A 22,666-nucleotide genomic window follows, 5' to 3' on the forward strand; every position below is an offset into this window, starting at 1 on the left:
AATACATAAACTAGGTGCTTTCTAGGTTAATTAAAGAATAAAAATCCGGTTTGTAATAAACCGACAAAAAACCCTAAAATACCACCTAAGGTTACAATGGCTTGTAATTCATTTCTGACAATTCCTTCAATAGCATCTTCTAGTTCAGCCGGTGATGTAGCTTTTACTCGTTCTACAATTACTTGATCTATAGATAAAATGGGAATTGTTTGCGCTACAATCATTTCTAAATCTTTCTCTAGGTACTTTTCTAAAATTAAGGTCAAATCCCCAGCAACTATTTCTAAAGAAGTATTGACAGCTGGTGAACTACTCAAGCGATTTAGTAATACAATAGAGATCCTTTCCCAGTCAGCGGATTCTGTTAATTCTTTGAGTAAATTGCTACCACTATTTTGCAGGTATTGACGCACATTATCCCTAATAGTTTTTCGCAGTTGACGTACAGTACCGACGGGGAGATTTTGTAAAGATAAATTCTGTAATAATCCCTTAATGCGATCGCGCATTTTTAAATCTTTAATTAATTCTTGTAATCGTTCATTGGTTGCTTCTTTTTCATCTAAGCAAAATGTCCGTAACCGAGTTAGAGTATTCTTTAAACCAAACAAATTTGCAACTACCCAATAAGTACCACTGGTTTTTTCTCGAAAGCTTTCATCAATAGTTTGAATTGTCCGATCTGTTAAGAAATCAATGATAATTTGTCGTAATCTATCAGGAGGTAAAACTATCTCTAATAACCAATCAGCTAACCGGATAGATTGTTCTTCAGTGAGTTGAAATTCTAGTAGTACCTTATCAAATATTTGGTTAATTTGAGTTTCTAAAAATGTTTCTTGTCGTGCTAATACCCTCAAAAGACGGGGTAAAGATTCACCCAATAAATCCCGTAAAATTCCCGCTACAATTTTAGTAGTGCGGGGGTTTTTATCATCTTTAATTTGCTCAAATAGCAAACGTAATAACCAAAGAACTCCTCCTTGTAACCGTTCAGGTTGTAAAAGTTTCCGCGCTAGATTTTGCAGTTCTTCTGGAGTCAGTAACGACTTCATAATCGCATTAGCAATATTTTGTCCTAACCGCTCTTGATTACTAGGAATTAACCCAGGAGTAAATGGTACTTTTTTCCCAAAAATATAAACTGGTTTGTAGGGACGAAACAACATTTTTATGGCTATGTCGTTAGTATAATAGCCAATTAATCCACCTAGAATTGGGGGTGATACATATAATAAGATTTGAGACAAATCCACGGCTTTTGGATTACCTAATTACTACTAATACTCCCATCATACCGTTCGCAATGGGATAGTGTGTAACTTCCTGAAAACCAACTTGACGCGCTAACTCTATCTGCTCCCTACCCGTGGGAAAACGGTCTAAACTAGGGCTAATATAAGCATATTCTTCCTTTAAACCAAGATTAGTGGCTATAGGAACTACACAATTATCTAAATACCACTGTTGCACAGCGCGTAACTGTTGATGACTGGGACGATGAAAGTCTAAAATCGCAGCTTTAGCTCCTGGTTTGAGAACACGGTATATTTCCTGAAGACTTTTGACAATGTTTTTAACATTTCTTAATCCATATCCCATAGTAGCTGCATCAAAATAATTAGTCTCAAAAGGTAAATTTAATACATCGCCCTCTAACCAATTAATCGGAGGTTGAGGATAATAATTTTTGCAGCGTTCTTGAGCATTATTCAGTAAATTAGGGGAAAAATCAACTCCATAAACCTTTCCTGTCATTCCCACACGACGTGCTAAACGAAAGGTTAAATCACCAGTACCGCAACATAGATCTAAGCTAGTATCACCAGGTTTAGCGGCGCTCCATTTGACTGTCATTTCTTTCCAAATTCGGTGTTGTCCTAAACTTAATTGATCATTGAGTTGATCATATACGGGAGCAATGCGGTTAAATATAGTACGAATTTCGTTAGTCATTTTTCAGGAAAAAGCATAATTTTAATTTAAACCTGATCATACCAACTGACGGTTTCAACTGGGGGATTTTTACCTTGTAGGGTGCGTTAGCGACTAGTAACGCATCGTTAATAGATTTAATTTATGAATATTGGTGCGTTATCAACACAGTCCAGGAAAATTAGTAATTTATTTTTTGTCAGTCCCTAATTCTCCATAGTGACCAGCTTTAGTGATATACTCGTATAAGTGACTCAATAATGGCCTATAACGAGTTGTTTAAAACTTATTATACGCAGATTTTTAATTGCTTTTTAATTGAATTATGACAGAAATACAGCCCAATTCTCAAAATCTTGAGGATACAGCTACAGAATTATTAGTGAAGCTGAGACAAAAACAGGGTTCTTGGGTAGAATGGGGACAAGCTATCGCTTACTTGCAAAAAAACGGTTATAATCCTCAGACTATCTTTGAAGCAACAGGATTTGAACCAATTCAACAGAATCAGGTAATTGTTGGCTCTCAAGTTTATGCTTCTATGGAAAAATGTGGAGCATCAGCAGAAACATTAGCATATTACAAGCAAAAAAGCAGTGATGTGTTATATGAATTGCGTGGACTAAATCAAGAAGACCGTGCTAATACCGCTGATTTAACCTTTGAATACAAGCTTGATGCGGATGTAGTCAGGGATATAGCCAAAGCAGTTAAAGATTTTTCTTGGTTTCCTAATTTACCAGAAGGCTTCAGTAAACATCCGGGGGATGCAGTCGCTTATCAATCTTGGAAATTCGCTAAACAAAAATCTGACTTGTCCGAGCGATCGCGCTTAATAGCTAAGGGATTACGTTTTGTCCATTCGGAGAGTGCTAGAAAGCAATTAGAACAATTATTAATGGATTTTAGCGTTGCTCCCAAAGTTGCTCCACCTATCCTCCCCTTTTACCGTCTTGAATCTGATGAAGACTTACCCCGGATTTTACCCGTCATAGGTGAGTTACCATTAACACCAGAAGTCTTAAAAGCTGTACCATTGATTACGGAGATTCAACCATTTCGGATTGTCAAATTTGCCGGGGAACAAGCTTGGGTATCTTTACCTGGGTGGAAAGTGCTATTAAATGCAGAAGATCCCGTTGTAGTCATTGGTAATAGTGATATTTTCCCTAACCCCCATCAAAGCAAAGTTGAAGCGATTATGATTGTCATAGATCGCGCTCAAAGAGAATGGGATATTTCCAACTACTTTGTTTTTGATAATGGGGAGAGTATTGACTTCCAATGGTTTGAAACTGCACCAAAAATTCCCTTATTGGGAAAAATGATTGTTTTAGTTCGGCCAAAGAAAGTTCTAGATGAAGAATTTACCAAAGATGCTTGGCAAATTGATGAATAATTGATCAAGAAAGGTAATAGCTAGGCTAACAAGAATCTACTAAGAAGGATTTAATGTATATACTTGGGCGGGCTAGAAGCCCACCCCACAAGAGAATGACTAATGACCAATCATCTATTATGAAACTAAAAGAAAATATTGCCGAAATTAGGGCTAAATTGCGTCCAGGACAAACGCAAATGGCTGATTGGCAATCGGGTCCATTGGCGGTGGCTGCCGTTCCTGGAGCGGGAAAATCAACGGGAATGGCTGCGGCTGCGGCCATTGCTATTGCTCGTCAATATCAATATTATTTAAATACAGGTAATAAAGAATATAAACAGTTAGTAGTTGTTACTTTTACCCGTTCTGCGACTGCGAATATTAAATCTAAAATTCGGGAAAATTTAAAAAAATTATCTTTACCACAAACAGGATTTGCAGTTTATACTTTGCACGCTTTAGCTTTAATTATTGCTAGTCGTTATCCTGATTTATCGGGTTTACAGTTAGAAAATGCGACCCTAATTACACCAAATCAAAGTCACAGATTTATTCATATAGCGGTAGAAAGATGGATTTTTAATCATCCCCAACTTTATCTTAAATTACTTGCAGGACAACAATTTGATGGAGAAGAAACGGAAAGATTACGTCGTCAGTCAGTGCTGAGAACCGAAGTATTACCAGATTTGGCTTATACTGTTATTCATGAGGCCAAAAGTTCAGGAATATTACCACAAGATTTATTAAAATGGAGTCAAATAAATCCAGATAAATATGATATTTTAACAGTAGCAGCAGGATTGTATACAGAATATCGAGAATTTATGAAATTACAGGATTTTATTGATTACGATGATATGATTTTAGCCGCTTTGAAAGTATTAGAAAATCCTAGCGCTCGTCGGATTGAACAAAATAAAGTTTTAGCTGTTTTTGAAGATGAAGCTCAAGATTCCAGTCCATTGCAAACCAGGTTATTAGAAATACTAGCTAGTCAAGAAACATTAAATTTAATCAGAGTTGGTGATACTAATCAAGCCGTTAATTCTACATTTACCCCTGCTGATCCAATTTATTTTCGGGAATTTTGTCAAGATTGTGAAAGTAAAAATAGACTAGCTAAAATGTCTCAAGCTGGTCGCAGTACACAAATAATTATTGATGCTGCTAACTTTGTTTTAGAATGGGTAAATCATCAGAACTTTGCTAAAAATAACAGCAGACAAACACCATTTATCAATCAGAAAATTTACCCTTTAGATATCAGTGACGGTAAACAAAACCCTGAACCAGTAGGGAGAGGATTAGAACTTTATACCCCCAAAGACATACATCATACAGTTGAACTAATTTCCCAAAGAGTAATTGAGTTATTTACAGAAAATCGTGAATCTTCCGCAGCGATATTAGTGCGAGAAAATCGTCAAGGAAGATGGTTAGCTACTGCTTTAGAACCAATATGTCAAGAGCATAAAATCAAACTTTATGATGTGGGAGAAAAAGAACGACGTTCTCATGTTCCTCAAGAGATTTTATCATTATTACAATTTTGCGATCGCCCTCATTCCGCTGATTATCTGAAAGCCACTTTAGATGTGCTTGTAGAACGTCAATTAATTCCTACCCAAGATATTAACACCCTAGCTATTGTTCCCGAAGAATTTTTATATCCAGGACCTTTAACCCCACCTCAAACAGAAATAGTTCAAAAAGCGGCTCATATTTGTCGGAGTTTACTTCGCGCTTATTTAGAATTACCTTTTTATCAAATAATTTCTTTTTTCGCTTTAACATTAAAATATAACCAAGGAGAATTAGCTACTGCTGACAAACTTGCAGAACGGGTAAATCAGCAAATTTTTAGTAATAGTTCCACGGGAAAGATGATATCAACTTTAATTGAAATTGTCAGTTCCGAAAAATTTGAACCAGTAGAAACAGAAAATATTGAAGAACAATATACCCAAAAAGGACAATTAACAATTATCACCATGCACAAGGCCAAAGGGTTAGACTGGGATTATGTATTTTTGCCATTTCTCCATGAAAACTTAATTCCGGGAAGATTTTGGATTCCCCCCCAGTCCCAATTTTTAGGGGATTTTAGTTTATCAGAAGTCGCACGCGCTCAAATTCGCGCTTTCCTTCATCAAAAACCCATACCTGATATTCAGCAAGCTGGAGAAGAATCAAAATATCTGAAAATTGCAGAGGAATATCGTTTACTTTATGTTGCTATGACGAGAGCAAAAAAACTGTTATGGATGTCTGCGGCTGAAAAAGCCCCTTTTACTTGGAATAAACCGGAGAATTTACAACCAACAACCCCTTGTCCAGTTTTTGCAGCTTTAAAACGTCAATTTATTCAAAATATCTGCAACAATTGACAATTGATAATTATTAATTAATAATTGATTATTAGCAATGAATAACTAACAACGAAATTTTATGGTCGCAACTCCAAGTTATAACTACATATCCCCCACAGAATATCTCCAAGGGGAAGAAAACAGTCCTATTAAGTATGAATACAGGGACGGAGAAGTCTACGCAATGGCAGGTGCTAGTAATACTCATGTAATTATTACACTTAATATTGCTTCAATGTTAAGAAACCATCTGCGTGGAAGTGGTTGTCAAGCTTATATTTCCGATACAAAGGCACATATTGAGTCAATTAATACCTATTACTATCCTGATGTCATAGTTAGTTGTCACCAAAAAGACAAGGCTTTTCATAACTTTCTGCGTTATCCCTGTTTAATTATCGAAGTCTTATCCCCTACCACAGAAGCCTTTGATAGAGGTGATAAATTTGCTGACTACCGAAAATTACCATCACTTCAGGAATATGTACTAGTGAGTCAAAACCGCATCAGTGTAGAAGTTTTTCGTCGTAACTCAGAAGGACAATGGGTACTTTATAGTTATGAACCTGGGGAAAATATTCATTTAGAAAGTATAAACTTTAACTGTTCTATAGCAGATGTGTATGAAGATGTAAATTTTGGAACTGCTGCTGGAGAAGATCTAATTGTTTAAACTTACGTCACTCTTGTGGATTAAAAAGATAAAAATTCATCACTTTAATTGTTGACCACACCTTTTACAAAATTTAGCATCTGTATCATGAAAAGCTAAACCGCAACCTTCACAAATAGTTTCCACCTGATTTGCTGTTTTTACTAATCGTTTAATTAGATCTCCAATTTGCCAAGGAATCAGCGCCACTCCTGTTAAAATCATTAATACTGTCAATAAACGACCTAATTCAGAAATGGGAATCACGTCACCAAATCCCACGGTTGTCATTGTCACAATTGAGAAATAAAAGGCATCTAAAAAAGTGTTAAAATTATGGGGATTAAGTGGATGTTCGACTTGATAAATTAACCCAGAGAAAACAAAAATTATGGCAAATAAAGTAAATAATATTCTGGCAAAAATTACACTATCTTCATTACTAATACTACCAATTAAAAATTTTTTGTCAATAAATCTCAGTAATCGTAAGATACGAAACCAGCGTAATAAACGGATAAAACTAATATCTGCTAATCCGATCAAAGATGGTAGAATTGCCATTAAGTCAATAATTGCATAAAAACTCAGAATATACTTAACTCTATCTTTCGTACTCCATAAGCGCAATAAATATTCCGCAGCAAATATCATTAATATACAAGTATCTAATATTCTTAACTCTAAGTGAGCATCTTCAGGAATACTATAGGTTTCTGCGACAAAAATCCCTGAAGATACTAACACTAATAAAGCGATAGTTAAACTAATTACTTTACCTATAGATGTTTCTATATCTGTTAGGTAAAACTCTACTTTTTCTCGATTTATCACCATTTTTCATCCAAAAAATTATGGGGAATAATTACAATTTTAAATTTAAACAAAACTCTTAGTTAAGTTATTTAGTTATTTGTTATTTTTCCCCAATTACCCATTAACTATTAACCATTACCATTAAAACCTTAAACCCACTCCACCTTGTAAAGATAAAGCCGTACTACCACTATTACGATCAGCATCAAAGGCAATAATAGCATTACCAAAAATCACAGTATTACTATTAGGAACAACGTAATCAATTCCTGGTTGCAAAGCAAAGCTAATTTTATTACCTACAGGAGAAACTGCATCACTACTATTGATGACTAATCCAGCACCTAAATAAGCATCAGTTTGCCAGTTGAGAGGGATATCATAGGAAACAGTAGGTACTATTGCTGTTCCTTTGCCAATTAAGGCTTGAGTGCGGAAAGAAATAGGGGTTTCCAGTAACTTATAACGAAAAGCCAGGACTGCACCTAATTGACTATCCTCCGTCAATCCAACAGTAGGACCAATGCCAACATAACTACCATAGGCTACTTGAGCTTGTGCGGGTTGAGAGTTGACAGCTAAACCCAAAACTGTGACTACAGACATCAGTCCAAACCAATGCTGAATTTTTTTCATCACACCACTCCTAGCAGAATCTAAATACTAAGTTAATTTGTGATTATTTGTATTTATGGACAACGAGAATGTAGTCCACCTTTAGTACAAATTAGGGCTAATTGTTGAGGATCTAAATTTTTAGCTTTACTAAAATCTACTCCTTGAACTGAAGCATTTTGTGAACCAAGATCAGGAGTTTCTACAAATTTGTCTGACTCTTGTTTACCTGTAAACAGAATTGCACCTTGAAAATCCGCTCCGGCTACATTTGCTCCCCGTAAATCGGTACGACTTAAATCAGCATTTCGTAAATTGGCGTTTTCTAAGTTAGCTGATTGCAAACTAGCGCCAGTAAGTCGAGTAGTACTGAGGTTCGCATCACTAAGATTAGCATAATCTAAATAGGCTTCGGATAAATCTGCACCTTGCCAATCAGTTTTAGTTAAATTTGCATAAGCTAATTGTGTACCGACGGCAGAAACACGAACTAAATGAGCCGCATATAAATTTGCTTCTGTTAAATTTGCATCGCTTATATCTGCATTAGTTAAGCTGGCATTTTCTAAGAGTGCATTGCGTAAATCTGCACCTACTAACTGGGCGCTACTTAAATTAGCACCAAATAACCGGGTATAGGATAAGTTGGCTTTGTTAAGAGTAGCGCGACTTAAATCACTTTGATTCATCAAAATACGACTTAGATTGGCATCAGTAAAATTAGTTTGCTTTAACTGAGCGTTACTTAAATCTGCCATGGTATCATCGTAAGTATCCCAACGTCCATCTTCGCCTACACTACGGAAACGACTACCTTGGAAATTGCCTTGGTTGAGATTTGCAGATTTCAAGACAATTCCTGATAAATCAACGTTGTTTAGTACCAATTTGAATGACGAATTTCCCCCAGATCCTTGAGAACCTAATTGAGCATTGCTCAAGTCAATATTGTTAATTTTGCCACCATAGATAGCTAGAATTTTGTTGATTACCTGCTGGGTGAGAATTAACTGATTTTGTCTAAATTCCCAGTTTGAACTTTTCCCCATAGATTCTATTTCCCCAGCTAAAAACTGATTCACGCGCTTTAATTCTGGCATGGCTTTTAGCCCTGTATTAGTTAAAGCTTGTTGAATCGTATCCAGGGTTTGGGGGTCTGTTTCTTTTACCAGTAAATCAACTAGTAATTTTATGGATTGTGTGTCATTCATGCTACCCAATGCTAAAACGGTTTTTTGACGCTCTTCATTGGTAACACCGTTGTTGGGATTAAGTGCTTTAATGAGTTCAACAAACTTTTGGCTATTAGTTTGTTCGCTTCTGCGTTGGCTTTCTTGGGTTTGGATATAGATTTGTGTACCTATTAAAGTTGATAATACAGCAATCATACTAGTCAGCCCCACCAAAAACAGGCTGAAATTAGAATTGCTTCTCTGGGAAAGGCTGGAAATAGATTGTTGACTGGAGAAACTATCTACATTATCTTCATGTATTTTTGATTCTTCACCAGACTGACTGAAAGTGCTTTTAGCGTCTATTGTATAAGTCCGAGCTAATTGGTCATGAAAGGATCGGTGATGCTTTTGTCCAGGCCAACCCTTTGCCTCTGCCAGGATAATTAACATAGTTAAAGATGTAAACAGAGATAAGTTGGGAAAAATAAAGCTGTAGCGCCAGAGCAGATAAGCTGCGGAAACTGGTACAGTCCAGCGCCCTAATCCTTCTCTGACTACTATTGCACTTAATCCGGGGGCTGCTCCTTCTGCATTAACCACCCGCACACCAAACCAACGCTTGGGAATGGTACTACCGGTTTGAGCTAATAAATACAATTGCCACCAGGAAAAGGTGGTGGGTAATAATACAGCTAGAGTCCACAGGATATTAGTCGGCCAGGCTACATTACGAATACCATAATTTACGGGTAATGCTAGAGGTCTAGCGATCGCTTTTTCTGTGACTACTAGGATCGGATTGAGGGGGACTCGCTGGATATCACTACGGGAATCTATATATGCACCCAAAGCATAAGGAACTAACCCACTGGCAATAAAGAGGGTTATTTCCACCGTCCAAGCCGCAAAACGCCTAGCTGTTAGTGATGTAATATTGACTTTTTTCGGTTCTTCTGGGTGGCTAGATTGATTACTGCTTCTCCCCATAATTGGATTCGCCATTGGATAATTACCTATTAGTTTATTTTATACCAGTCTCAGAGTGATGAAAATAGGCTATTGCTTATTTCCCTTTTTTGTCAGCAACAAAAAATTTGTATCCAAGATACACTAACCCCGCCAAAACTGCCAAACTAATTACAGAAGCGACTAAAGCAAATACTGTTTGCAGTATCCAAACAGTTAAAAGCATGACTATACCTGTAACTACCAGCTTTTTAATTGTTGATAAACTATTAAACCAAATTCTGCATCTTTCTAAATATAAGTTCCATTTAAAGAAACTTGTGATAGGTGTCTGTGCCTTTGGTCCTTGGGTATTAACTCCAGTGGACTTGATTTCTGCTTCTAGATTTTGCAGACGACGCTGTAAGTCTTCTTCTGGTTGAGAGTTCATATCACAGGGAGTGGGTAATAGGGTGGAAATTTAGGCGACTATCTAGGTTTAATGATAATTGTATGTTCTCGTCCAACTGATAACCGCTATATTGATTATCACTAATACAATTTAACGTCCAATGATGTTTTACTGAAAAAAGAAATATTCAGAAATTATGATTGGTACTTGGTTGCATTTATTTTGGATCATTTTAGTCGGCCAGATGCCCAGAATACAAGCCTTGACTAAATTGGGAAAATAAAATTTACCTGGGTAACAACTGGGAACATTGACTTTCATGGGAACTTAGGCAGATTTTTCTCCTTTTGACCAGTAAGTTCAGGATGTTTTAATTTTTTCCTATAGTAATTCTATTGAATTTGTCACTATCTGCATAACTACACTTATTTGCGTAGTTGCATAACAGTAATTACCTTTTTACTCATTAGACATCTCCTATTAGTGAGAGAATAAAAACTGGAAATCATCCCTGCTTTGTGTTGCTGACAAACCAAAGGAATCTTAAAAAATGTGCAAAAGAGTTACTTTAATTTTATTATTGCTGTTGAGCTTCAGCATAATTAATCCCAGTTTAGCTGAAGCTGCTGGACTTAAAAGCTTTGTAGATAGTGCTGATGGTTATCAGTTTAATTATCCTAATGGTTGGTTACAAGTGAAGGTTGCTGATGGACCTGATGTGGTATTTCACGATTTAATTGAAGTATCAGAAAATGTCTCTGTTATTATTAGTCCCGTTCCTGCTGGTAAAACTTTGTCAGAACTAGGAACACCTTCAGAAGTCGGTTATAAGTTGGGAAAAGCGGCTCTTGCTCCTGTTGATTCTGGCCGTACTGCTGAATTAATTAACGCGGCGCAAAGGGAAGTAGATGGTAAAATCTACTACTTTCTAGAATATGAAGTTAAACTTCCTAATGGACAAAAAAGACACAATATCTCTAGTGTGGCTGTAAGTCGTAGTAAGCTTTTTACCTTTAATGCGTCAGTACCCCAGAAACGCTGGAAAAAAATACAACGCATGATTGATGAAGTTGTCAGTTCTTTTACTGTGTATTAATTGTGTATTGATAATTAAAAATGGGGACGGGAATAGGGTAAATTACCAATTACTAATGATCAAGACTCAAGACATGAAAATTCCGCAATTTGTCCTTGCTTCTGCTTCCGTTGCGCGTCGTCGTTTACTACAAACTGTCGGTATTGACCCAATAATTTGCCCTAGTGATTTTGATGAGTCGCAAATACAACTCAATGAACCCGGGGAATTGGTACAAACTTTGGCCCAGTCTAAAGCGGAAACTGTAGTTTCCCAATTTCCATCAGCTTTGGTCATGGGTTGTGATTCAGTTTTGGCAATTAATGGTAAAATCCATGGTAAACCAGCAGATGATCAAGAAGCGATCGCTCGTTGGCAAGTAATGCAAGGTAATTTTGGCGACTTGTATACAGGCCATGTTTTGATTGACACTGCACAAAATCGGCATCTTGTCAACTGTCAAGTTACTAGGGTGTATTTTGCTAAAATGAGCGATCGCGCGATTCAAGCCTATGTAAAAACAGGTGAACCCCTCAAATGCGCTGGAGCATTTGCTTTAGAAGGGTACGGGAGTTTATTTGTGGAAAAAATCGAGGGTTGTCATAGTAACGTCATTGGTTTAAGTTTACCTCTATTACGGGAAATGATCGGAGAATTAGGATATGAAGTGACAGATTTTTGGGGATAGTTAGGTAATTATTATTCCCAATTTTTCTCAGAGAAAATGTTAGAAAATAGAGACTACTATCTGAATATGAAATTAGTTTCCGAAAACAAACCATGAGACGAGATGAGGTAATAGCAACTTTAGCAGCACATCGAGAAAAGTTGCAGGAATTGGGAGTAAAATCCCTTAATTTGTTTGGTTCAGTAGCGCGGGATGAAGCTCTTTTAGATAGCGATATAGACTTTTTAGTGGAGTTTAATCGTCCGGGTGGGTTGTTTCAACTTTTGCGAGTGCAGTATTATTTAGAAGATATTCTGGGATGTCCTGTAGATTTGGGAACTCAGGATGCTTTGAGAGAACATTTGCGAAAACCTGTATTCAAGGATATCATTCGTGCCTTTTAGAGATTGGCGGCTTCGCGTTCAAGATATTGTCTTATCTATCAATGAAATTGAACAAAGGACAAGGGATATAACCTTTGAAGAATTTGCAAAAAATCAAACGATTGTCAAAGCTGTTCTCTATGATTTTATCGTGATTGGAGAGGCTACTAGAAATGTACCGAACGATATTCAGTTAAGCTATCCTCTTATACCTTGGCGTTTGATGGGAGGAATGCGAAATGTGGTAACTCACGAATATTTTCAAGTTGATTTGAGTAGGATTTGGGAAACTATTCAAAATGATTTATCCCCATTATTACCACAATTACAAGAAATACTGGAGAGAGAAATATCAGAAGAATAGTTGATCTGGTGCAGATAGTTGTAAACTAACAAATAAATTGTATTTCCTAAATAATATGTCCTTTACTCCTTCCTTGCGCGAACAACAACATCCCCTAATTCGTCAACTAGCTGATTGTATTGAAGCAGTTTGGCATCAACACCTAGACTTATCACCATACCATTTACCTGCGGAGTTGGGATATGTGGAAGGTAGACTAGAGGGAGAAAAATTGATTATTGAAAATCGTTGTTATCAAACTTCCCAGTTTCGCAAAATGCACTTAGAACTAGCAAGGGTGGGGAATATGTTAGATATTCTTCATTGTGTGATGTTTCCCCGTCCAGAATATGATATACCCATGTTTGGCTGTGATTTAGTTGGAGGTAGAGGTCAAATTAGTGCCGCTATTGCTGATCTTTCTCCTGTAAATTTAGATCGGATTTTACCAGATGGTTATAATTCTCAACTGAGGGAATTAACTAAACCCAACTTTTCTCAACCTCGTGAATTACCAGAATGGGGAAATATATTTTCTGATTTTTGTCTGTTTATTCGTCCTACTTCTTCCGCAGAAGAAATAAGTTTTTTATCTCAAGTCAAGTCATTTCTAGAAATACATTGTACACAAGCAATTGCATCTAGTCCAGTGGCACCAGAAAAAGTAGCTCAAATTATTGCTGGACAACATAACTACTGTACAAAACAACAACAAAATGATAAAACCCGGAGAGTTCTAGAAAAAGCTTTTGGTACAGAATGGGCAGAAAATTATATGACTACAGTTTTATTTGACTTACCGTAAGCATTCAGCGGTAAATATTAAGTAGTGTGTGTTACGGTTATAGAATATTTAGGAGTTTGAGATATTAATAATTAGATATTAATAATTAGCCGTAATGCACCGATATATATCAATACATAAACTGCATTAAGCTGGCACTAACACACCCTACTATTTAAGATTACTATTTAAGATTACTTTATAAATTTATAAATCATCTCTGATAGCCAAATACTTGCCATTATTACTCTATTACTCTAACTGTAAGTTGTGTTACGTTTTCTCTCAATCAATAAATGTAGAATTTACATGAAGTGATCACCACTGATACTTCTCGGACGGGAAACTAAAGTTAATCAGCCAAATTTCTAGTTATCTAATTTAAGCCGATAACTAGTGATTATTAATTGGTAAAATTATCATCTATTTCCTGTGCTGTTAGATTTTTTATGTGTTTTGTAGATATTAAATCTTCTTGACGTTCTCACATAAAAGTAAGGGATTAAACAGATGTTTTAAAAAGTGCTAGTCATCTTAAAAAGACTTGCAAATTCTCCTCAATTAACTCTAAAAATCAAAGTTTTAAACTTTAATTTATTAATTGAATAAATTAAGGTCAAAGTTGATAGAGATTAAGATGATCATCATGTAGTTTATCCAAAGTCAATCATACCAATTAAACAATGGTTGTCAAAATCAAGCCATAAAAATGTGGATTTTCCATAGTCACTAAGTTAATCCATAAAGTGACTAATTCCCCTATAGCTAAGTTAATTTTTTTAGTTTCATCACCACAATTCGGATCAATAGGTAACATATCATGTCAACGGTGGATGAAAAATCGAAATTTAAGGTTGAACAACCTAAAGTTTGGTTAAGTGTTGCTGTAGCCTTACCAGTAGCATTAGCTGCCGGTTTACTAGCTACAACCAGAATGGAACAATTGAAAAAACTGACTTCTGCTGTATCTGTAGCACCAATTCCGAATACTATTAGCGCCATAGGACGTTTAGAACCAAAAGGAGAAATTATTAAACTCTCCGCTCCTGCAGGTTTATCAGGTAATTCACGAGTCCAACAACTTCTAGTTAAAGAAGGACAACGAGTACAACAAGGGCAGGTTGTGGCTATTTTAGATAACCGCGATACCAGTATGGCCGTAGTCGAAGAAGCCAAAGCCAAAATGCAAGAATCCCGCGCGAATTTAGCCCAGGTGCGTGCGGGTTCTCCTAAGGACGTTCAAGCCCAAAAATTCATTATTGCCCGATTACAAGCCCAATTGGCCGGGGAAAAAGACGCTCAACAAGCCATGATTAGCAGAATTGCGGCTCAGTTAAGTGGTGAGAAAATTGCCCAAGAAGCCACAGTTACCCGTTTAGAGGCCGAACTATTGGGACAAAGGGAGTCTTTAAAAGCTACAGTTGAGCGCGTTAGAGCAGAACAACGCAATGCTCAAGTAGATTCTGGACGTTATGAATTTTTATACAAACAAGGTGCTATTTCTCAGCAAGAACGAGATAGAAGACAGTTAAATGCAGTGACAACTAATCAACAATTAATTGAAAGTCAAGCTAGTTTAAAACGGGCAATAGCTACTATAAAACAACAAATTTCTGAAGCTAGAGCTAATCAGGTAAAAACTCTAAATACTTTACAACAGCAGTTAATTGAAGCTACCGCTAACCGCAATAAAACTATAGCCACTTTGCAAAAACAAATAGACGAAGAAAGAGAAAAATTAAATCGTCTATTAGTAGTTAGTCCACTAAATGTTCAAGTAGCTCAAGCTCAAGTTACTAATGCAATTGCCTTAATGAGAAAAGCTCAAGCAGAACTTCGGCAAAGTTATGTTAAAGCTCCTAGTTCCGGTGAAATATTAAAAATTCATACTAAATCAGGGGAAATGATGGGTGTAAATGGGATTGCGGAAATTGGACAAACCGATCAAATGTTTGTAGTCGCAGAAGTTCCTGAAGATAGTATTAGTAAAATCCGTTTAGGTCAAACTGCTACTATTTCCAGTGATAATGGCACATTTAATGGTCAATTAAAGGGTAAAGTTACGGAAATTGGTAGAAAAATTGGCAAGAAAGATGTTCTCAATAACGACCCGGCAGCAGATATTGATGCTAGAGTTGTAGAAGTAAAAATTGCTTTATCTCCAGAGTTTAATAAGCAAGTTTCTGGTTTAACTAATGCTAAAGTTACGGTAGAAATTAATGCTAATTAACTTCCTATTTCTCTGAAAAATATTCAGGTTAAACTACTTAATTAATTGTTTCCAAAATCAAAAAAAGCTAAAAAATGGCAGTGAAAATACCTTTATCTTGGCTACAACTGACAAGAGAAAAAACTCGCCTAGCGGTAGCTTTGTCAGGTATTGCGTTTGCTGATATTTTAATGTTCATGCAATTGGGTTTTCGGGATGCACTCTATTATAGTAACGTCAGAATGCACAGCAGTTTAGCAGGTGATGTGATTTTAATTAATAATCAATCTAATGCTGTTTTATCAATGAAAAGTTTTTCCCAAAGAACTTTATATAAGGCGTTAGATTTACCCACAGTTCAATCAGTACATCCCATATATTTAGACTATACAAGCTGGAGAAATCCCGTTACAGGTCGCCCTCGCAGTATTTTGATTTTCGGCATAAATCCAGAGGTTAATTTGTTTAATTTACCCGGAGTAAATGAAAACTTAAATAAACTTAAACTTCCTGATGTGGTTTTATATGATCGTTCTTCTCGGGTAGAATATGGTCCGATTACTGATAGTTTTAATCAGGGAAAAATTGTCACTGCTGAAGTAAGAAGACGACAAGTTAAGGTGGGTGGATTATTTACTTTAGGAGCATCTTTTGGTGCAGATGGTAATTTAATTACTAGCGATCTTAACTTTTTGCGAATTTTTAATAATCGTCAACGGGGACTAATTGATATTGGGGTAATTAAGTTAAAACCTGGCGCAGATCCTAATCAAGTGGCTCAATATTTGCGAAGTTATTTACCTACAGGTATTAATGTTCTAACTAAGGAGGAATTTGTTGAATTTGAAAGAAATTATTGGGCAAGTAGTACGGCTATTGGTTTTATTTTTACATTAGGGACAATTATGGGTTTTATTGTGGGAACTGTCATTGTTTATCAAATTTTGTATACAGAAGTAACAGATCATTTATCTGAATATGCTACTCTCAAGGCCATAGGTTACACTCAAAATTATTTATTAACGGTGATCCTTCAAGAAGCTTTTTTATTAGCTGTTGTCGGTTATTTACCCGGATTTGCCTGCGCTCTTGTTTTGTACAATGTTGCTAGAGACGCTACTCTTTTACCCATATTCATGAGTTATAATCGCGCTATTATGGTAATCATGTTAACTATTTTAATGTGCTTTATTTCGGGAATGATTGCTATTCGTAAATTGGGTTCTGCGGACCCAGCAGATATTTTTTAATAGGTAATACATAATAGGTATTTAACTTACATATTACCTAAAATTAAAACTCTTGTGGGGTGGTTATCTTAACCGCCCTGGTTATGCTTAAAGGTTTATCAGCCCTGATTATTCCATCTTTCTTCTCAACTTTTCTATTATGATCAACAAAAAACCTGTAATAACTATTAAAAACATTAATCACTACTATGGTAGAGGATCTCTAAGAAAACAGATTTTATTTGATATTAATTTGGAAATATATGCCGGAGAAATTGTAATTATGACCGGTCCATCAGGTTCAGGTAAAACAACATTACTGAGCCTAATTGGTGGTTTAAGATCGGTACAAGAAGGAAGTCTAAAATTTTTAGGTGAAGAACTGTGCGGCGCAAGTCAAAGTAAACTAGTAAAGATGCGTCGTAATATTGGTTATATTTTCCAAGCTCACAATTTATTGGGTTTTTTAACTGCTAGACAAAACGTGCAAATGGCTGTAGAATTAAATCATCGTATTTCCCAATCAGCAGCTATTTCTCAATCAGAAGCTATGCTGAAATCTGTGGGTTTACAAGAACGTGTTAATTACTATCCAGATAATTTATCAGGTGGACAAAAACAAAGAATAGCGATCGCTCGCGCTTTAGTCAATCATCCTCCTTTAGTATTGGCTGATGAACCAACAGCGGCATTAGACAAACAATCAGGACGTGATGTAGTAGAAATCATGCAACGTTTGGCTAAAGATCAGGGAACTGCTATCTTACTTGTTACCCATGATAACCGGATTTTAGATATTGCCGATCGCATTGTGGAAATGGAAGATGGTCTTCTGACCCGTGATGCTCAAAATGTCGCTTTGAATCACGACTCTAAGACAAATAATCATAACAGTCTAATAACGTGAATTTGCTTATTAGTATATTGTCACTACAGGTGCTTTGCGGGTAGTTTTGAATGTCACATTCACCCCTTCACTTAATTGTTCCAGTACAAGCAGCGGCGTAGGTTTCGCCTTTTGATCCCAATGCATATAAACAATCCGACCTTGAATAGTCGGTTGCCAGGTATCGCCATTTTCACTGGGCAGCAGGTAAGTTTCTATACAATTAATTATTTGGGAGATAGTAGTAGAAGTGGCTTGAATTGGTAACTTAATTAATCGAATTTGTATTCGGAATAGTACCCGCTTCACAATTTTCGGTGCTACACCGGTTTCATATTCAATATCAAAAGTTTCATCTATTTGCTTACCATGATTGCTACTGGCAACTCCCACAGATCCTTGTCCCGATTGACCAGGACGCAGCGCCAAAGATATCTTATCTTTAACCTTGATTTTCATTTGATTAATCAGGGCTAAATGGAATACATCCTCTGACATCCGCATTCGCAGATAATCTAGATTAAAATGCCGTGAGTCAGCTAAATCGGGATTATTTTCCAGTTTGCGAATAGTTTCCAAAGCTAACTTCAGTTTTTTGTCTAATTCTTGTGTGCGGAATCTTTCAAAATTTAATTTTTTCTCACTCTGCTGCAATAAAATTTTACTATAAACAATTACACCAATCAGAGCTAAAACCATTCCTCCACTGGCAAATAGTAGCAATGGTGGACTTTGGGATTCATTGACAACTACGGCTTGAGTCGTTTTTGTGATCTTCGGTAAAGAAGATTGATTGAGAAAATTTGTACTAGACATAATTTGCAACCTTTAACTATAAGACTAATATTTGATTGTTGAAATATACCTAGTGCATTGCCAACCTTGGGCTGGTTTTCCAGGCCTGACTACACTACTTAAATTTTTTCAACTATCATTTACGATTGCTATATTAACAGGCTATCAGTATTCAGAATTTAGTTAGGGTAATGTAACATACATTACATTTTTCTTGACATTCCATAACCTACAATCAATGTTATGGTTTCCTCATGGTTATGCGGCTTGGCAAGGGTAAAAGCTGTATAAGTCCATGTTATTGCCAATGTATATGGTGATTATTGTGCAGTTTTTAGACTATTATTGGGATCTCATATATGAGATTACTATATTGAATATCAGAAATCCATAAGCTAATGCTATACCACTTTTATCTTTTCTTTGTTATTTTGTATTGGGGGGAACAGTTATTCCACATAAAGCCCGTTTAAATAAAAATTAGTTCAACTACTTTACCGTTCCTCAAGTTCAGTGCAAATTGCCAAGACAATTTATCATCTAAATGACCAAGGCAAATTTTCATCAATCTCATCTACGGAGGACTTACAACTATGCTGAAAACCAATAGTCAACCAATGATTATCTCTAGTTTTGTTAACCATGAGGAGCAAAACCGTCAAGCTAAAAATCAGTTTAATTTATTGCAAAAATTACGTCAATTTCTGGATGAAATCGAAATTGATAATCGTCAAGTCGCTAAATTGATTGCTAAACTTATTCCTGCCCAATGTCCGTTTGAGCGTGATATCGTGGTTTTTGGTCGCAAAATCGCCCACATTCCCCCTTTATGCAAATTTAACCCCCTGTATGACCAGTTTGTAGGCTTGCGTTTTCGTGCATTATGTTATTTAGTAGATAAGTGTGGAGAAGACATTCAATCTTACTGCTGAATAGAACATTAAATAGGCCATGGAAATTAAAGTCGAACATCAACCAAGTCTTGCACATCTCAATCAGTTAGATGTATTCAATTGGCCAATTTGGGAAAAGGAAATATCCAAGTTTCCTTGGACTTACGATGATCAGGAAGTTTGCTACTTTTTAGCAGGTAATGTCATTGTCACTCCTCATGGAGGACAAGCGGTACAAATGGGTAAAGGAGATTTAGTGACTTTTCCTGCTGGTATGTCTTGTGTCTGGGAAATTATCAGCGATGTCAGGAAACATTATCGCTTTGATTAATTGTAATTTATTTTTACTAATTTTGATGCAACCCAAATAATCAATATCTGAGAGATGGGAATTTGATATTTTTTAGCGGGTTGCTATGAAACCATTGATCCTAAAATATCATCTACAAATAAATTATTTTCGGGGAATGCTAAAATTGACAATTTTTCCCCGCGACTTAGTATTTGAATGTCCCTATAACCATTTTCACTAGGGTAGCGATAGACAATAATTACTTGTTGATAAATATCAACTAACCAAACTTCAGTAATACCACTACTAGCATAGAGAGGAATTTTTACGTCTCTATCATATTCAATACTGCTATCTGCAACTTCAATTAATAAGAATATATCTTGGGGTTGGGGGTGTCCAGATTCATAAAAATCTGCACGGGTTTGTAGTAATGCGATATCTGGTTCAGGTTCAGATAAGTTATTCAAGAGAATCGGATTTTGTACCCTAACAATTACTTTTATTCCCAGAATATTGCTGAATAAGCGATTAATTCTGTCAACACAAGCTGCGTGTCTTCTACCAATTGGTGACATTTCTATAATTTCTCCATTAATCAGTTCTACTTTATCATTTTCTGACAAAATACCGGCTTCACTCATTTGATGGTATTGAGAAATATTAAAGCGAAAATTTTTAACCTGTGGTTTTGCTAATTGTAAGGTCATAATTAACTTTCTCCTATTTACCTTTATTTTTAAAATAGCAATAATATCCCCGACTTCTCAACTCAATTGATTATTTAGACTAAATTAGGCGTTTAGAAACCGGGTCTACAGAGACAAAACCCACCTGCGTGGGTTTAGAAAACTGTTTATAAAAAATCAAAAAATACGTCAGGAACTAATCTCAATTCACCAGATTTAAACCGGGAAATATCTATCCATAATGCGCGATGTTGACGTTCTGGTGTTTCTGAAAAAGTTAAACTTTCGATTTGGTAAAATTTGGAATCTGCAAAATCGCATTCATAGAGTTGAATGATTTCATGTCCTTGTTTACCGTTAAAAGTAAATAGGTTTTCGATACAACTTAGATAGCGAATATTGGTTAATTCGGCTTGAATTTCTTCTTGAAACTCTCTAATTAAAGCTATGCGGCTAGTTTCACCAAATTCTACACCACCACCTAAAGCGCGATAAAAGATTGATTGTTTTGTAGGATCATATCCTTCAGAAACAAAGATTCTATTACCATCTCGAATTAGTGCTAAAACAATTACTCGAATTTGACCTTCTTTATTCATGATAGTAATTAATTATAATGATCGTAGATTGAATCGGGGTGACTTTCACTATTTTCTATAGGCCAATCTGAATTTTCACCACCAAGGTATAGTTCTTCGATAGCGACATATTCTTGAGTTAGTTGTGTTAATGCGTTGATCAGAATGTCTAAAGCGATCGCATCACTTGTTCCCAAATCAAACCAACAACGCATCCATTCTCCTTCATATTCAAATTCACCCATATTGTGCATCAAAGCCAGTAAGCTTTTATCATAGCCTTTTGCATCATAATTCATATAGCTGATATCAATTCCTGTATCTTGTATTTGCAGATTTTCCGCATTAAATCCCCCCAATTTACCTAAATAAAACCAGGAATTAAATACTTCTTCTACATATTTTTTTTCTTGCAGAGAGGGAATGGTGCTAAACTTCAACCAAATCCAGACATCAAAAGGATTAAACTCGCGGAATTGAATTTGCATTTTTGTAATGGGTAATGGGTAATGGGTAATGGGTAATGGGTAATGGGTAATGGGTAAGAAATTCTTGCCAATAACTAATAACTAATAACTACTAACAGCTTGACTGCGTTCATATTCAATTTGTTCGACTAAATTAACAGGAAGTTGAGATTTTTTGGCTAATGCTTTGTCAAAATAAACTATTCCTTCCTTAATCAAATCCTGACTTTTTTCCCTTTTTCCTTTTTCCTGAAGAATTTGAGCTTTTAGATAGTAAATTTCTGGGTTGTCAGCAGTTGTTTTTAAAGCGCGGTTGACATAATCTAAAGCCTGAGAATATTGTTTCAAATCTCGATAAGCTAAAGCAATACCCCTATCTACTAAATAACCAGGTGCCGCATTTTTTTGCAACCGTTCAATTGCATCATCTGGACTGGTAAAAGGCAAATTTACAGCTAACATTAAATCCATATAGCCGCGAATTAAGTTTAACTCTGGATCATTGGCAGAAATTTCTTCCGCTCTGTCAAAATATGTATATACTTTTCGTAAGCGACTAAAAGCAGGTCCAGCACCATTGATAGTCCCTTCTCGACCGAGAATTAGCGCCCCCTCTAAAAAATGACTGGCAGCAATGTATAAATTACCACGTAATGGATCACTAGAAATAAGATTTTGTGCAGTTTCCAGAGTTTTTTGACTGTAGTTTTCTAAACTGGCCCAATCTTGATCTCTATAAGCTAAACCAGCCTGAATCACATAAATTAAGGGTTCATTGGGTTCGCTAGAAATAGCTGCTTGTAAGGATTTTTTAGCTTTTGGGTAATTTCCCTCTTGGAAAATCGCTTTAAAAACAAATTCCGTATTATCACCAATTTTACGAGTTTCTTGAGTCCGAAATGGATCAGCAGCAAAGGAGGGATTTACAAATAGATTTAAAAGAATTGAAGTAGTAACAGTCACTTTTAAAAATATAGGAAATCGCCAAGATATGATGAATTGAGGAATTAAGAAATGTTTTAACATCGTCATCACGGGAATAATTACGGTTGAAATTGTTTTATCTATTACCT

Annotated in this window: 25 protein-coding genes; 13 read left to right on the forward strand and 12 right to left on the reverse strand. The window is 36.0% G+C overall.

The window, feature by feature from the left end; translation table 11 throughout:
- Positions 1-26: 26 nt before the first annotated feature.
- Complete coding sequence (locus tag H6F39_RS01215) at positions 27-1,256, reverse strand: DUF445 domain-containing protein (RefSeq protein ID WP_137906442.1); 1,230 nt, start codon at positions 1,254-1,256, stop codon at positions 27-29.
- A gap of 10 nt (positions 1,257-1,266) precedes the next feature.
- Positions 1,267-1,956 carry a bifunctional demethylmenaquinone methyltransferase/2-methoxy-6-polyprenyl-1,4-benzoquinol methylase UbiE gene (ubiE, locus tag H6F39_RS01220; RefSeq protein ID WP_137906443.1) on the reverse strand — a complete coding sequence of 230 codons (690 nt, stop codon included), beginning with the start codon at positions 1,954-1,956 and terminating at the stop codon, positions 1,267-1,269.
- 304 nt (positions 1,957-2,260) lie between these two features.
- Here ubiE and H6F39_RS01225 point away from each other — a divergent pair, with 304 nt between their 5' ends.
- From H6F39_RS01225 to H6F39_RS01235, 3 genes are all read left to right on the forward strand, one after another.
- Positions 2,261-3,334: a RuBisCO accumulation factor 1 gene (locus H6F39_RS01225; protein WP_137906444.1), complete on the forward strand. Its 1,074-nt coding sequence runs from the start codon at positions 2,261-2,263 to the stop codon at positions 3,332-3,334.
- Positions 3,335-3,453: 119 nt separating this feature from the next.
- A complete protein-coding gene (locus tag H6F39_RS01230) occupies positions 3,454-5,706 on the forward strand; it encodes an ATP-dependent helicase (RefSeq protein ID WP_242025881.1) in 2,253 nt (750 codons plus the stop codon).
- 61 nt (positions 5,707-5,767) lie between these two features.
- Complete coding sequence (locus H6F39_RS01235) at positions 5,768-6,361, forward strand: Uma2 family endonuclease (protein ID WP_137906446.1); 594 nt, start codon at positions 5,768-5,770, stop codon at positions 6,359-6,361.
- 39 nt (positions 6,362-6,400) lie between these two features.
- Here H6F39_RS01235 and H6F39_RS01240 read toward each other — a convergent pair whose 3' ends face one another.
- The 4 genes from H6F39_RS01240 to H6F39_RS01255 all read right to left on the reverse strand — a co-directional run bounded on the left by H6F39_RS01240 (position 6,401) and on the right by H6F39_RS01255 (position 10,342).
- Positions 6,401-7,177: an ion transporter gene (locus tag H6F39_RS01240; RefSeq protein ID WP_137906447.1), complete on the reverse strand. Its 777-nt coding sequence runs from the start codon at positions 7,175-7,177 to the stop codon at positions 6,401-6,403.
- A gap of 120 nt (positions 7,178-7,297) precedes the next feature.
- Positions 7,298-7,792, reverse strand: a complete 495-nt coding sequence (locus tag H6F39_RS01245) for a hypothetical protein (RefSeq protein ID WP_137906448.1) — start codon at positions 7,790-7,792, stop codon at positions 7,298-7,300.
- A gap of 53 nt (positions 7,793-7,845) precedes the next feature.
- Positions 7,846-9,948 (reverse strand): pentapeptide repeat-containing protein, encoded by a 2,103-nt coding sequence (locus tag H6F39_RS01250; protein ID WP_137906449.1) that lies wholly within the window; start codon positions 9,946-9,948, stop codon positions 7,846-7,848.
- A 61-nt stretch (positions 9,949-10,009) separates the two neighbouring features.
- Complete coding sequence (locus H6F39_RS01255) at positions 10,010-10,342, reverse strand: hypothetical protein (RefSeq protein ID WP_137906450.1); 333 nt, start codon at positions 10,340-10,342, stop codon at positions 10,010-10,012.
- Between the two features lie 511 nt (positions 10,343-10,853).
- Between H6F39_RS01255 and psbP the strand changes: the two genes are divergently transcribed.
- The 5 genes from psbP to H6F39_RS01280 all read left to right on the forward strand — a co-directional run bounded on the left by psbP (position 10,854) and on the right by H6F39_RS01280 (position 13,576).
- Positions 10,854-11,399 (forward strand): photosystem II reaction center PsbP, encoded by a 546-nt coding sequence (gene psbP, locus H6F39_RS01260; RefSeq protein WP_137906451.1) that lies wholly within the window; start codon positions 10,854-10,856, stop codon positions 11,397-11,399.
- Between the two features lie 73 nt (positions 11,400-11,472).
- The gene (locus H6F39_RS01265; protein WP_137906535.1) at positions 11,473-12,066 is read left to right on the forward strand and encodes a nucleoside triphosphate pyrophosphatase; all 594 of its coding nucleotides are present in this window, start codon (positions 11,473-11,475) and stop codon (positions 12,064-12,066) included.
- Positions 12,067-12,158: 92 nt separating this feature from the next.
- Complete coding sequence (locus tag H6F39_RS01270; RefSeq protein ID WP_137906452.1) at positions 12,159-12,449, forward strand: nucleotidyltransferase family protein; 291 nt, start codon at positions 12,159-12,161, stop codon at positions 12,447-12,449.
- Entirely contained in the window at positions 12,439-12,792 is a 354-nt protein-coding gene (locus H6F39_RS01275) for a DUF86 domain-containing protein (RefSeq protein WP_137906453.1), read from the forward strand. Before H6F39_RS01270 ends, H6F39_RS01275 begins: the two co-directional genes overlap by 11 nt.
- Before the next feature lie 55 nt (positions 12,793-12,847).
- Entirely contained in the window at positions 12,848-13,576 is a 729-nt protein-coding gene (locus H6F39_RS01280) for a phycocyanobilin:ferredoxin oxidoreductase (protein WP_137906454.1), read from the forward strand.
- Positions 13,577-14,231: 655 nt separating this feature from the next.
- On the opposite strand, the gene H6F39_RS01285 is transcribed toward H6F39_RS01280, so the two are convergent.
- Positions 14,232-14,372, reverse strand: a complete 141-nt coding sequence (locus tag H6F39_RS01285) for a hypothetical protein (protein WP_162501164.1) — start codon at positions 14,370-14,372, stop codon at positions 14,232-14,234.
- A gap of 3 nt (positions 14,373-14,375) precedes the next feature.
- On the opposite strand from H6F39_RS01285, the gene H6F39_RS01290 reads away from it, so the two are divergent.
- The 3 genes from H6F39_RS01290 (at position 14,376) to H6F39_RS01300 (ending at position 17,900) form a co-directional block, all read left to right on the forward strand.
- Complete coding sequence (locus tag H6F39_RS01290; RefSeq protein ID WP_190396059.1) at positions 14,376-15,785, forward strand: HlyD family efflux transporter periplasmic adaptor subunit; 1,410 nt, start codon at positions 14,376-14,378, stop codon at positions 15,783-15,785.
- A gap of 74 nt (positions 15,786-15,859) precedes the next feature.
- The gene (gene devC / locus H6F39_RS01295) at positions 15,860-17,014 is read left to right on the forward strand and encodes an ABC transporter permease DevC (protein WP_137906456.1); all 1,155 of its coding nucleotides are present in this window, start codon (positions 15,860-15,862) and stop codon (positions 17,012-17,014) included.
- Positions 17,015-17,153: 139 nt separating this feature from the next.
- Positions 17,154-17,900 carry a DevA family ABC transporter ATP-binding protein gene (locus H6F39_RS01300; protein ID WP_137906457.1) on the forward strand — a complete coding sequence of 249 codons (747 nt, stop codon included), beginning with the start codon at positions 17,154-17,156 and terminating at the stop codon, positions 17,898-17,900.
- 9 nt (positions 17,901-17,909) lie between these two features.
- On the opposite strand, the gene H6F39_RS01305 is transcribed toward H6F39_RS01300, so the two are convergent.
- The gene (locus H6F39_RS01305) at positions 17,910-18,695 is read right to left on the reverse strand and encodes a hypothetical protein (protein WP_190371072.1); all 786 of its coding nucleotides are present in this window, start codon (positions 18,693-18,695) and stop codon (positions 17,910-17,912) included.
- A gap of 572 nt (positions 18,696-19,267) precedes the next feature.
- On the opposite strand from H6F39_RS01305, the gene H6F39_RS01310 reads away from it, so the two are divergent.
- Both H6F39_RS01310 and H6F39_RS01315 read left to right on the forward strand, forming a co-directional pair.
- Entirely contained in the window at positions 19,268-19,606 is a 339-nt protein-coding gene (locus H6F39_RS01310) for a Mo-dependent nitrogenase C-terminal domain-containing protein (RefSeq protein WP_137906459.1), read from the forward strand.
- Between the two features lie 19 nt (positions 19,607-19,625).
- A complete protein-coding gene (locus tag H6F39_RS01315) occupies positions 19,626-19,898 on the forward strand; it encodes a cupin domain-containing protein (RefSeq protein WP_190371073.1) in 273 nt (90 codons plus the stop codon).
- An 83-nt stretch (positions 19,899-19,981) separates the two neighbouring features.
- On the opposite strand, the gene H6F39_RS01320 is transcribed toward H6F39_RS01315, so the two are convergent.
- From H6F39_RS01320 to H6F39_RS01335, 4 genes are all read right to left on the reverse strand, one after another.
- The gene (locus tag H6F39_RS01320) at positions 19,982-20,569 is read right to left on the reverse strand and encodes a Uma2 family endonuclease (RefSeq protein WP_137906461.1); all 588 of its coding nucleotides are present in this window, start codon (positions 20,567-20,569) and stop codon (positions 19,982-19,984) included.
- Positions 20,570-20,715: 146 nt separating this feature from the next.
- Positions 20,716-21,147 (reverse strand): NUDIX hydrolase, encoded by a 432-nt coding sequence (locus tag H6F39_RS01325; protein ID WP_137906462.1) that lies wholly within the window; start codon positions 21,145-21,147, stop codon positions 20,716-20,718.
- An 8-nt stretch (positions 21,148-21,155) separates the two neighbouring features.
- Complete coding sequence (locus tag H6F39_RS01330; RefSeq protein ID WP_137906536.1) at positions 21,156-21,614, reverse strand: DUF3531 family protein; 459 nt, start codon at positions 21,612-21,614, stop codon at positions 21,156-21,158.
- 81 nt (positions 21,615-21,695) lie between these two features.
- Entirely contained in the window at positions 21,696-22,619 is a 924-nt protein-coding gene (locus H6F39_RS01335) for a Sll0314/Alr1548 family TPR repeat-containing protein (protein WP_190371074.1), read from the reverse strand.
- Positions 22,620-22,666 lie beyond the last annotated feature (47 nt).

The sequence above is a fragment of the Dolichospermum sp. FACHB-1250 genome, assembly GCF_014696335.1.
In the GTDB taxonomy this organism is placed as follows: Bacteria; Cyanobacteriota; Cyanobacteriia; order Cyanobacteriales; family Nostocaceae; genus Dolichospermum; species Dolichospermum planctonicum.

Coding starts and splice junctions, on each gene's coding strand:
- ubiE (WP_137906443.1), bottom strand. CDS start 1,956: ATGACTAACGAAATTCGTACTATATTTAACCGCATTGCTCCCGTATAT.
- H6F39_RS01225 (WP_137906444.1), top strand. CDS start 2,261: ATGACAGAAATACAGCCCAATTCTCAAAATCTTGAGGATACAGCTACA.
- H6F39_RS01230 (WP_242025881.1), top strand. CDS start 3,454: ATGAAACTAAAAGAAAATATTGCCGAAATTAGGGCTAAATTGCGTCCA.
- H6F39_RS01235 (WP_137906446.1), top strand. CDS start 5,768: ATGGTCGCAACTCCAAGTTATAACTACATATCCCCCACAGAATATCTC.
- H6F39_RS01240 (WP_137906447.1), bottom strand. CDS start 7,177: ATGGTGATAAATCGAGAAAAAGTAGAGTTTTACCTAACAGATATAGAA.
- H6F39_RS01245 (WP_137906448.1), bottom strand. CDS start 7,792: ATGAAAAAAATTCAGCATTGGTTTGGACTGATGTCTGTAGTCACAGTT.
- H6F39_RS01250 (WP_137906449.1), bottom strand. CDS start 9,948: ATGGCGAATCCAATTATGGGGAGAAGCAGTAATCAATCTAGCCACCCA.
- H6F39_RS01255 (WP_137906450.1), bottom strand. CDS start 10,342: ATGAACTCTCAACCAGAAGAAGACTTACAGCGTCGTCTGCAAAATCTA.
- psbP (WP_137906451.1), top strand. CDS start 10,854: ATGTGCAAAAGAGTTACTTTAATTTTATTATTGCTGTTGAGCTTCAGC.
- H6F39_RS01265 (WP_137906535.1), top strand. CDS start 11,473: ATGAAAATTCCGCAATTTGTCCTTGCTTCTGCTTCCGTTGCGCGTCGT.
- H6F39_RS01270 (WP_137906452.1), top strand. CDS start 12,159: ATGAGACGAGATGAGGTAATAGCAACTTTAGCAGCACATCGAGAAAAG.
- H6F39_RS01280 (WP_137906454.1), top strand. CDS start 12,848: ATGTCCTTTACTCCTTCCTTGCGCGAACAACAACATCCCCTAATTCGT.
- H6F39_RS01285 (WP_162501164.1), bottom strand. CDS start 14,372: ATGTTACCTATTGATCCGAATTGTGGTGATGAAACTAAAAAAATTAAC.
- H6F39_RS01290 (WP_190396059.1), top strand. CDS start 14,376: ATGTCAACGGTGGATGAAAAATCGAAATTTAAGGTTGAACAACCTAAA.
- devC (WP_137906456.1), top strand. CDS start 15,860: ATGGCAGTGAAAATACCTTTATCTTGGCTACAACTGACAAGAGAAAAA.
- H6F39_RS01300 (WP_137906457.1), top strand. CDS start 17,154: ATGATCAACAAAAAACCTGTAATAACTATTAAAAACATTAATCACTAC.
- H6F39_RS01305 (WP_190371072.1), bottom strand. CDS start 18,695: ATGTCTAGTACAAATTTTCTCAATCAATCTTCTTTACCGAAGATCACA.
- H6F39_RS01310 (WP_137906459.1), top strand. CDS start 19,268: ATGCTGAAAACCAATAGTCAACCAATGATTATCTCTAGTTTTGTTAAC.
- H6F39_RS01315 (WP_190371073.1), top strand. CDS start 19,626: ATGGAAATTAAAGTCGAACATCAACCAAGTCTTGCACATCTCAATCAG.
- H6F39_RS01320 (WP_137906461.1), bottom strand. CDS start 20,569: ATGACCTTACAATTAGCAAAACCACAGGTTAAAAATTTTCGCTTTAAT.
- H6F39_RS01325 (WP_137906462.1), bottom strand. CDS start 21,147: ATGAATAAAGAAGGTCAAATTCGAGTAATTGTTTTAGCACTAATTCGA.
- H6F39_RS01330 (WP_137906536.1), bottom strand. CDS start 21,614: ATGCAAATTCAATTCCGCGAGTTTAATCCTTTTGATGTCTGGATTTGG.
- H6F39_RS01335 (WP_190371074.1), bottom strand. CDS start 22,619: ATGTTAAAACATTTCTTAATTCCTCAATTCATCATATCTTGGCGATTT.